Origin of the sequence: Cellvibrio mixtus subsp. mixtus J3-8 (assembly GCF_000766945.1) — a bacterium.
In the GTDB taxonomy this organism is placed as follows: Bacteria; Pseudomonadota; Gammaproteobacteria; order Pseudomonadales; family Cellvibrionaceae; genus Cellvibrio; species Cellvibrio mixtus_A.
Genome location: NZ_KN266208.1, coordinates 274,536 through 285,966 on the forward strand (window position 1 = coordinate 274,536; position 11,431 = coordinate 285,966).

5 protein-coding genes are annotated in these 11,431 nt (G+C 47.0%); all 5 read right to left on the bottom strand.

From position 1 onward, the window contains the following. Positions 1-4 precede the first annotated feature (4 nt). Complete coding sequence (locus tag A596_RS11755) at positions 5-6,586, bottom strand: starch-binding protein (protein WP_052417452.1); 6,582 nt, start codon at positions 6,584-6,586, stop codon at positions 5-7. Positions 6,587-7,041: 455 nt separating this feature from the next. After that, a complete protein-coding gene (locus A596_RS22130) occupies positions 7,042-7,782 on the bottom strand; it encodes a DUF805 domain-containing protein (protein WP_052417453.1) in 741 nt (246 codons plus the stop codon). A gap of 291 nt (positions 7,783-8,073) precedes the next feature. Next, positions 8,074-9,351: a D-alanyl-D-alanine carboxypeptidase family protein gene (locus A596_RS11770; protein WP_084128321.1), complete on the bottom strand. Its 1,278-nt coding sequence runs from the start codon at positions 9,349-9,351 to the stop codon at positions 8,074-8,076. Positions 9,352-9,449: 98 nt separating this feature from the next. Then, entirely contained in the window at positions 9,450-10,349 is a 900-nt protein-coding gene (locus A596_RS11775) for a septal ring lytic transglycosylase RlpA family protein (protein ID WP_052417454.1), read from the bottom strand. A gap of 24 nt (positions 10,350-10,373) precedes the next feature. Then, positions 10,374-11,387, bottom strand: a complete 1,014-nt coding sequence (gene mltB, locus A596_RS11780) for a lytic murein transglycosylase B (RefSeq protein ID WP_052417455.1) — start codon at positions 11,385-11,387, stop codon at positions 10,374-10,376. Between the last annotated feature and the right edge of the window lie 44 nt (positions 11,388-11,431).

Below are 11,431 nucleotides of genomic sequence, written 5' to 3' on the forward strand. Positions count from 1 at the left end.
CAGTTTATTTGCGCAGGATGTAATTTTTGGTTTGGGTAAACTGGATCATTAAATCCAGCATGCTGGCATTTGATGATTCTTTAAAAGTTTTACCGAACACTTGCAACGTGCAACTGTCAGCAACATCTTCCAATTGGCCGCGCGAATAGCGATACCATTGCCGCACGTAACAGGCTTTGGCATTGGAGCTACCCGCAATCAAGCTCGCCAATTCATCCATACCGTGATAATTCACTACAGGTTCTGATTCCGACAAATACGTTTCCGCCGAATTTAAACTGCCGATGTAACCAAGCGAGTTAATCGCTTTAATCAAACCGTTATCCGTTTTTTCGGCGGTGACATACAAACCGAGCGCGTTGTAATTTTCCAAACCGAAACCGATGCCGTCGATATATTGATGGCAAGCTGCGCACCCTTCTTGCAAATGCGCGTGTTCAAACCGTTCACGCACCGTGAGGCTCGGGTCTTCTTGTGGTTTTAATTCTGCACCCACCGGTGGTGGTGGAAAATCCTGGCAAAGCAGATTGCGACGCACAAACAAACCGCGTTTTACCGGATGGGTTTTTTCCGATGCCGACTGGATCGCCAGAATACCGGCATGCCCCAATATGCCGCGGCGTTCAGCGTTAGCCGCGTTGTAATCCACGCGCTGCAAACCGCTACCGCCCGGCCAGGTCAAGCCATAATGGGTTGCGAGTTGTTGGGTCATGTAACTGTAATTAGCGTTGAGTAATTCGTTGTAACTTCCACCACCAAATACAGTCCGTTTTACCAACTCAATGGTTTCGGTTTTCATATCCGCTTTGAGGCTCGCACTGATTGCCGTGGTTTTGATTTCCTTATCAAGATCCAGCCAACCAGTGATGAAACGCTCGAATGCAATTTGCGCTTTAGGATCTTGCAACATCTGCGCGACCTTGGCAGAAATTTGCGCGGGCGTACTTAATTGCCCGGCATCGGCGGCAGCCATTAATGAGGCATCCGGCGTAGTTGCCCAATAGGTGTAGGACAACATAGCCGCAACTTCGTAATCGGTGAGTTCGTAGTAGGTACCTTTTAATTCACCCACTTCCGAGCGATATAACATTGAAGGCGATGAGAGAATTGCTGTTAACAATGCGAGATTGCCTTGCGACGATTGCAGCGCAACTAATTTCGTCACTTCTGCCGTACTCAGCGGACGACGATACGCGCGCTTGCCAAAGTTCTGTACAAAACAAGTCGCATTGCTGCAACCGGGAGTAAGGCTATAGATATTACTCACCAGCGCCGCAGCAGCTTCCGCTGCCAATACATAACCTTTAGCGTAATCGTTGGTGAAAATTGCATTGGCGTTGGTTTTAAATCCATTCACTGGAAGATCTGACGGAATACGACCACTGGTGACATCGATATTATTGGTGAGCCCCAATAAATCGCGCACCGAATTGTTGTATTCGAGTGTAGATAACAAACGGAAGCTGCGATCTTGTGGAATTAAATCATCAAGGCTATCTGCACTGCACACTCCCGCTGGTGGAATAAATGCTTCGGCAAAAATCATCGCGGCAATACTGGTTGCACAAGTTCCGGTGCAACTACCAACATTGCCTTTCGGCATATTCGCGGCGATGTAATTGGCAAGGCTGGTTTGCGTGTACCGCGTTTGCAGATCGAGTAATGACGGAGTGCCATTACCATCGCTACCGTGGCAACCGATACAACCCTGGCTTTGATAATGGCTGCGCGCCACTTGATGTTGATCAGTAATGCTATCGAATACGGCAAGCAAGGTGAGCGAAACGGCATTGCCCACGACCATTTTTGTAGTCGCGCTATTTGCATCCAATAAATACGCAGCGCCTGTTCCTTCCCAATGAACAAATTTCATTCCGGGACCTGCGGCGTTCGCTTTGATATCCACCAGCGTGCCGGGCACAAATAATTTTCCACTGAGGTTTGCACTGCTCGCGATTGTCGCAGTGCCATTACCGACCTGGATTTGCGTACCGGCTTCCACTACCGCCAAGGCAGGCTCAGCCGTTAACCAGGCAGCGTCATACCAACCGGGATTCGTTTGGCTCACGGTTAAATCAGCAGTTTGGTTTGCCGTATTGTTGCTGAAAATAATATTGGTATTGCCCGCCGTATTTGCCCATGCTGCCGGAATAAATACACGCAACCAACCCGCACCGTATTTGGGTGCAGTTTCGGTAATTGCAGGGCCCGGCCAATTGCCGCTACGCACAGTCAAAGTGCCATTTTGATTGGTCCAGATATGGGTATTAACACTTGTCCATGCCGCCGGTTTTTTCACATAAATATATTGGCCCGCACCTAAACCGGTAACGGTATAGCTGGTAGAAAGCATTCCATAGGTTGCCGTAATCGTTGCACTACCTGCAGTGGTACCCGCCGTGATTAATCCTGATGCAGATACGCTGGCAATCGCGGTATTACTGCTCGCCCAAATCACTTGCGAAGTCATACCCAACAAACCATCACTCGTTGTACCTACCGCAACCAGTTGTTGTGTCTCGCCCGCTTTAATTCGCAGATTTGCAGTACCTGCAATTGCTAATGCAGTGACAGGGTTTGATGCAGGAATAATATCCAGCGTAATGCTATCGCTATAACCATCGGCATTCGCTGTAATAGTCACAGTGCCGGTCGATAATGCGGTGACATTAATTGCTGCACCGGTTTTCCCTTGCGTGGAAATCACAGCAGGATTACTGGATGTCCAGGTAATGGAACCCGATGCTGGCAAACGTGTACCATTGCTATAAACCGCGTCCAGATTTAAACCAACAACGCCATTCACTTCCGGCGCTAATCGGGTTGCAGTGAGTTCAACTCCGGTTTGGCTAACATCAATACCCAATTCGTTAATCCAGGTGCGGAATAAATTTTCTGCTTCCGCATTTGTCGCCACTGAACCATAGGGCATACGCATGCCTGCACCGGTTTGGTATTTGTAAACATTGCTGTTTGCAGGAATACCAGGCACAACGCGGTTGTGGTCATTAACCAGTTTCATAGCGTCCAATGCAGTGCTGAAACGCATATCCATTCCACCGGAAATTCCCGAATGGCAATGGGCGCAGTTGGTATGCAAATAAGATTTTGCGCGCGCCGTCAAATCAACGCTGTTATCTGTTGGTGCAGAAAATTTTTCGTAACGGCTGCCGTTATTGATGCTGGTGGTAAATAAACCAATCGTATTGAAAACGTCCAACTGGTTTTTAGTTACGCCTTGATAATTAAAATTTCCATTTAATTGATACGTGCTTACCGCCAGTGGCGTTAACTTTCCCTCCCCGTCTTTATGGCAAGCGGCACAGGTACTGCCCGTTTCAACTTTACGCACTACGTTGACCAAACCACCATCGGGTTCAACGGAAGATTCCGTCACCAGACTGGCATCCGTGCCTGCGGCATTCCAGCGATAATTCGCCGCTTGCCAACCGGTTTCCTGGCGGAACAATACTGAAGTGGTAAATGGTTTGGTAGCATTCGCCGCTGTCGCCACCGAAAGATGTTTCACTACCACGGAACCAACCGGTAAATTCCAGATTGCAGTTGCATCAAAGGTCATTTTGCTCGCATTCGGAATCGCTACAAAATGCCGCACTTTGCCACCATCAAACCAACCCTGGGTATTGACTGTGTACTCAATAACACCCTGCGCCGGAATTACATTGGCAAGGTCTGCAAACAAACCGGTAGCCAATAGTGTTGGTGGAATTTGTGCCGATGCCAGATCATCATCTACCACTTTAAAAATACTGGACGGCCCACCGAGTTCGCGCCCGTGACTGGAAATCAGCAAATTCCTGTTAAGGTCTTTACCGATTGATGAAATGTAATACGGGAACGCTTCGCTAATTAATTTTTTGGCTTGCCCATCATTTGCAACGGACCAAAGGCGTTTACTGACATAGTCACCAAAAATAAAACTGCCATTGAGGTTGGGCAAATCCGTACCGCGATAAACAAAGCCACCGATAATGGAAACACCGGAGGTGCGGCCATAACCTTCACGCGGCGCAACAAAATCCGTTAAACAATTTTTTGCGGCATCACCACCAAGCGCTCCGCGGTTACGAGTGCCTTCACATACCGGCCAACCGTAATTCTGGCCTTTGGTGATAATGTTAACTTCTTCGTAAGCGAGATCCGTGTCCTGCCCTATTTCGGTTTCCCATAATGTGTAAGGTGCATCGGTATCAAACGCCCAACGCCAGGGATTGCGATGGCCCATTGACCAGATTTCCGGTAAATATCCAGCGCGACCAACAAACGGATTGTCCTCCGGCACACGATAATATTTTCCATCCACGGCCTGTGCTAATGGTTCAATGCGAATAAATTTTCCGCGCAAGGTAGTTGGATCTTGCGCGCTGTTATTGGTACGGCGATTGTAAGGATCACCTGGTAAAGGATTTTGCGGGAATGCGCTGTGGCCGTAACCACCTTCGCCTATGCCTACATACAAATATTTTTCAGTGGGATGAAATTGCATCATGCCGCCTTTATGGTCTTCACCCAGTTGCGGGATGCGCAGTAATTCAACTTTGGCGCCGGCCGAGGTTGGATTTGCAGGGTTATCAACGGTCCAGCGTTCAATAATCGCATCGCCGGTTTTACCACCGACTATGCCATCGGTGCGCGGGTAAAAATTATCGGTCTCACCGAAAATGTAATACACATAAATAAAACCATTACTGGCGTAATAAGGATCGAACGCCATGCTTAACATACCGCTTTCGTTATTGTTAAGTACGGTGGATTTTATATCCAGCAATTTGCGCACTTCGGTTGCGATCACATTTTCTTTATTCGGGAATACGTAAATCGCACCCTCTTTATCGACAACATATACAAGGTCATTAATGCCGTCATTAGTCACCATCACCGGTGAAAAGAAAAATTCATTCAAATTCGGGTAGGCATTAATAAAGCGATATTTTCCTGCACTCACAGTACCGGTAATGGGGAACCCCAAAGGTGCAGCCAGTTGTGGCCGCTCGGGCAACGCTTGTGTGGCGGCGACAACGTTAATCGCCATCGTATCGGTTGCGGTGCTGCCATCAGCGGCAGTCAATGTAAGCGTGACAGTGATATTGCCGAGGGTTGTGAGTAGCGGCGTTACCACTTGCTTGCCAGTCAGCGCACCCGGCCATGCAGCACTTGTCCAACTTGCAGTGACATAATTGCCAATTGACGCTGCCGCCGATAATGCCTGGCGCGTGTTGATATTGGCTTTGCGATCTACACCGGCATTAGCCACCAATTCTACAGGTACACCGCAGGCACTCGCAGTTTTCCAGCTGGCGGCACCAAAATCGTAACAATTATTGGGGGCAACAAAATTTAAATCTGCGGTTTTGGGATTGCTATTGGTATTAAAAACAATTCCCGCTGAATTAACGGCACCTGGAAATTCGTAACTGAATAAAGCAGGTGCACTGGTATTTTTAACCATCGCTACACCCGGCCAGGTAGATGCCGTTAGTGCAGGCAGCACATTAAAATAGTGGATATTGACCGATGCCCAATTAGCCGTGTTTTTAAAATAAATTTTCGTTTTTGTAGCAGCGACTGCACTGCTGGAAACATTCACTGCACCAGATGACTGGCTGGAAGATGTTGCATTCAAACTTGATAAAACAACTGATGCGCTAGACTTACTGGATGATAATGCCTGTGAGGATAACGATGGAGATGATGAAAGCGCGATAGAAGAAATACTCGCTGTAGATGAATTGGTCGCAACGCTAAATCCACATTGCGACAATGTTTTCCATATATTATTTTCATAACAAGCGGCACCCGTAAATTTCAGGTTCGCCGTTTGGTTTGCACCGTTATTGCTAAAAATAACATCCAGCGATGTGGGCAGTTGCATGCCGGCAGGAATCGATGCAGTGAAATCATAACAATAAAAAGTGCCACGCCTGGTCATACTCTTACCGGGCCAGGCGGGCAAAGGGGTCACTGCCCCCGCAGGCAGTGGATTCCAAAAATAAATATAAGGTGCCGCAAAATTATTGGGATTGCTGAAACAAATAGTGTTGGCGGCAAGCGCAATTGGCAGCTTTGCTATTGCAATCGCTTTTGTAGCGTCATTGAAAGTAATTTTATAATCGCCATCACCCCCGGTGATTAAATAATCCTGCGCGGGATAGGCTTCATTCCAGTTATCGGTATAGCGACTAATTTTAAAACGCGGGTTTGCACCGGAAAACGCCTGTTGTATTTCCCATAAACCGGACGAGGTATTTTTAATTAGCGGCGTTGCAGCCCAGTTGTTAGGCGTACCGCGAAAATAACTATTGCTCCAGCTTTGCGCCTGGCCAGCCTGTGCATAGGCAAAAACACAGAGCAGGAAAAAACTATAAACAATAAACTGCTGCCATTTTCGGTTTTTTTTATTCAAAGTGCTTTTATTCGAGGTGCTCTTATTCAAGTTGCTTTTATTCAAAGCACGTTTATTCCAGTCGCGCTTGTTCCAGTCGCGTTCATTCGAGACCTGCCCATTACATCCCCTTCCATTCCAAAACGCTTTATCTCTGACAATAGCGGCTGATAAGGTTTGCATAGCTTTTTTCCTATAGGCAACCAGGCAGCCGGGAATGCTGATACCTGGAATATTATTGTTATGTCTTTTGAATTATGTGAGGCAAAGCAAAGCCGCAGAGGCATAGTGCACCTGAAAAATTTTGCATTTGCTTTCCAATCGAGCAAAAAATTGCGCAGATCCCTGGCTGCAAAAAATTGCCGCCATTGCTACTGAACCAATTTTCTATGTAAGAGTATTTAAAAGGCGTTTAACCAACGCAGGGTGATCAGGGTCGAATTCATAGTTATTATGCAAAAGCTATTTTTCTGTCGTTAACACGATTTTTATAGAAGACCGCCGAAACAGAATAGTTTTATGGTTTACAACCGGCAAGATGAATACGTATGCACAAATGATTCAACTCACCGATAAAGCAATAACAAAAAAATAAGGCAGCCGGAGCTGCCTTATTTTCTCGAAAGATTCCCGGCAGATTATTGCGGGGTGTCAATCTCTTCGGATGTTTCAACTTCACCTTCCTCAATCACCTCTTCCTGAGCAGGAACTTCATCGGTGGCAGTTTCATCAAGCGACTCTTCAGCGCTGTCAACTTCTTCTGCGGGGTATGCAGATTCGTCGGTCGCACTTTCATCAACTGAATTTTCATCAACAGCATCATCTGTCGGGTAGTCAGATTGCTGTTCAAGTTGTGATTCCAGACCTTGGACGCGGGATACATAATCCTGGTAAGCAGGCGAGGAAACCGCCGCAACAATACCAATAATCACCAGCAACGGATATGAAAACGCCAGGATCCAATGCCAGGTTTTATTCGGTGGCGTTTGCAAGCCGTAATTATTTCGGCCTTCGGTTCCTTTAAAAAATATTAACAACACCAGTAAATAAATGTTGGCCAGAGGAATAATGAGCAACAATGACATCCAACCGGTTTTATTTAAATCGTGCAAACGCTGGATTACCAAAATAAAGCTGAACACGATCATGGCGATATAAATAATAATCCCCAGACCTATTGCTAATGTCTGGGATGCGAATGCAGCAATGAGCCCAACAACAATAAACAAACCAATGACTGCCAGAGTAAACAGCATTGAATGCGCCCAATAACGCAGGCGGTTTATGCGGGATGAAGGAGAAAAAAACCTGATTTCACCATAAGCCAAATCATCGGTAGTTAATTGGCCTTCGGGGGTTTGGTAAGGATTGGTAGACACGAATAGCTCCTTGGTTGTTATAAGTGAATAGTTTGATTGGGAATTCTTCTGTACTTTTATCTACTGTACGCATGAACGAATTGCGTTAGCGTAACAACAGTCCCATCAACAATAACAACCAGAGCATTTGCACAAACACCAGCAAAACCTGCCCTGGCCGGAATTGCTGATGCCGTGTGTTTTATAACTAAAAAGTTAAAAAAACGGAAAAAAGACGCTCAGAATTTCCGGGTAACGGTTTGCTCCTGCACATCCTACGCAAAACCGTCACCAGCGGAATGATTCTAGCGATCAACTGAATAAATTGCGAAAGAATAATTTCAAATTGTCGATCAGGCGGGCAAAAAATCCGGCTTCTTCTACTGCTTGTAACGCAACGATCGGCGTATTCACAATTAACTGCCCATCCAGCTCTACAGTCAGGTTGCCCAATTCTTGTCCTACTGCGATAGGCGCTTTGATAATTTCATTGATATGCATTTTGGCTTGCAGGGCTTGTTCGCGTCCCTTCGGCAAGGTCAGCACAATATTATTGGGAATACCCAGGGTAACTTCCTGGGCTTTACCCGCCCAAACGCGCGAAGTGCTCACTTGTTGGCCAGCCTGATACAGCGGTGTTGTCTGGAAATAACGGAAACCATAGGCCAACAGTTTTTCCGTTTCGGCAGCACGCGCATTTTCACTGGCAGTACCCATGACTACCGCAATAAAGCGGGTGCTCTCACGCTTTGATGAAGCGACCAGGCAATAACCGGCTTCTTCGGTGTGGCCAGTTTTCAAACCATCAACAGTTTCATCGCGGAACAATAATAAATTGCGGTTTGGCTGGCGAATGTTGTTGTAGAAAAAATATTTTTCCGCGTAAAGAGGATAGTGTTTGGGATGATCATTAATAATGGCGCGCGCGAGGATGGCGAGATCCTTGGCTGTAGTTAAATGGCCTTCTGCCGGCCAGCCAGTAGAATTTTCAAAATGGGTATTGGTCATTCCCAACTGCGCAGCTTTTTGATTCATTACATCAACGAATGCATCTTCATTGCCAGATACATATTCAGCAAGTGCGACCGTTGAATCATTGCCCGACTGGATAATGACACCGCGCAACAAATCGATAACAGGAACCTGCGTTCCCTCTTTTACATACATGCGTGAGCCGCCCATCTTCCAGGCTTTAACACTGATGTTCACCATCGCATCTTCGGCAACTTTGCCTTTTTCAATTTCGTCGACCACCAAATAGCTGGACATCATTTTGGTCAAGCTGGCTGGAGGTAAACGCTGGTCCGCATTGTATTCAGCCACAATGCTACCGGTCGTTGCATCCACCAGAATAAATCCGGTAGCAGCCAATTGTGGCGGGCCGGGAATAACTTGCGGTTTTTGCTCAACAACTTGCCCTGGCGTTGGTGTCGGCAGTGTGGATGATGGCAATTGCGCACCGGGTAATTGTGCTGCAGGCAATTGATTCGCGGGTTGTTGAGAAGCAGGTTGCTGGGCGAATGTCGCTATCGATGAAAATAGCAACGTCGATGAAAATAATAGTCCGCAAGCAATAGATTTTTTAATCATGTCGATTAACACTCTCCAAACAAAAAATAAGTTGGCAACACTAACGTTGCGCGGTGAACTCAAACTGAATAGCGTGCCCACCGGTCAGTGCCATGAATTTATTGATAGACCACATGGGCCTCAAAAATATTGAGACGCGCCAATTGGTCGCGCGCCATTTGTAAATTTTTTGCATCTTTAAACGGGCCAAGGCGCACGCGATGAATTTCTTTGGGTGATGCAGCAGAGCTGATTATTACCGGAAAAGTTAATTTCGTTCCCAGTGTTGCCGCAAAATCTTGTGCCGATTTTTTATTGCCAAATGCACCAAGCTGCAAGAAAGTTCCCGGTGGTAATGCGGACTCAACCGGTTTGGCAATGGTGTTATCTGCGCGACGGGGAATGGGTGGCGCATCACCGGGCAATGCAATTTCCACTTCTACTCGCCCGGTGCCGGTTTTGTGAATGCCAATACGTTGGGCGGCGGCATAACTCAAATCAACAATCCGACCCTGGTGAAACGGACCGCGATCATTAATACGCACTACCACACTTTTGCCGTTATCCAGATTGGTTACACGAACATAGGAAGGAATTGGCAATGTTTTGTGCGCGCCGGTCATCGCGTACATATCGTAAAGCTCACCATTTGAGGTGTGATAGCCGTTAAATTTATTGCCGTACCAGGATGCGTACCCACGTTCTTTATACGAGGTTTCATCTTTAATCAGGTGATAGGTTTTACCCAGCACAGTGTAGGGGTTTTTATTACCGGCACGAGTGCGCACTTCAAGGCGTGGCACCGCATCGGGAATATGGGACAGATCAACATCTTCACTGGGCCCAAAATCCTTATCGTGTTTGTAGCGGCCATCGTTGGGATTATAGGGAACGTTCGCTTTCGGGGATTTGGGCTTTGGGCCGGAACACGCTGTTAGCAACACACAGAGCAGCGCCAGCAAGCAACACATCCATAACTGATTGTTGTTTGTTAAGCGCGTTGAAGATTGCTGATGCATTGTCGCTATTATCTCCGCTACCGGTTATTTTTTTGCGCCGCTTTTTTTCATCGCCGCTTTAATGTCCAGGCTTAAATCATAAACTGCCATTGCATACATCGGGCTGCGATTGTAACGGGTGATGGTGTAGAAGTTTTGCAAGCCCATCCAATACTCCAGGCCATTTACACCATCGAACTCAATACTGATTACCGGTGTGCGCGCAGCAATTCTTGCCTTGGGCACCACACCCACTTTTTTCCAATCGGCAACGGTAACGGCGGGCACTTCCACTTTATTAAACGATTCGTGCACGACTACCTGTTCGCGCGCGCGCACCAGTTTTGCCGGAACCACCACGGGCTTGCCTTGTTGCCAACCGTGCTTTTTAAAATAGTTGGCGATACTGCCGATGGCATCTGTTGGATTTTTCCAGATATCGGTAAATCCATCGCCACTGAAATCCACCGCGAAATTGCGATAGCTTGATGGCATAAATTGGCCATAGCCCATCGCGCCCGCGTATGATCCTTTAAATTCGAGTGGATCGTGTTTTTGCTCGCGCGTGAGAATAAAATAATTCACCAGTTCCGAGCGAAAAAACGGTGCGCGCGGAGGATAATCAAAGGCGAGTGTAGTCAAGGCATCGATCACATACCAGTTGCCGGTATTTTTGCCGTAATTGGTTTCTACACCAATAATTGCAACAATAATTTCTGCCGGTACGCCGTATTCTTTTTCTGCACGCGCCAATGCTTCGCGATTTTCATTCCAGAAATTAACACCGTTGGTGATGCGCATGGGCACAATAAAAATCGGGCGATATTCTTTCCAGGTTTTGGATTTTTCCGCCGGACGCGCAATGGAGTCAAGGATCGGCTGGCGTTTTTCCGCCTTGCTTAACCATTGATTGATTTCATCAGCAGTGAAGCCGTGTTGCTGCACCATCTCATTAACAAACTCTGCCGCTAGCGGATGTCGGGTGTAATCGGCACTGGTTGTGGCACTCGCGCCCAATGCCACTAACGCTAACAAGGCTTTAATCTTTGCAAACTGCATAACTTTTCTCTTACATTCAACACTGGACCCTGCGTATCCAGTAA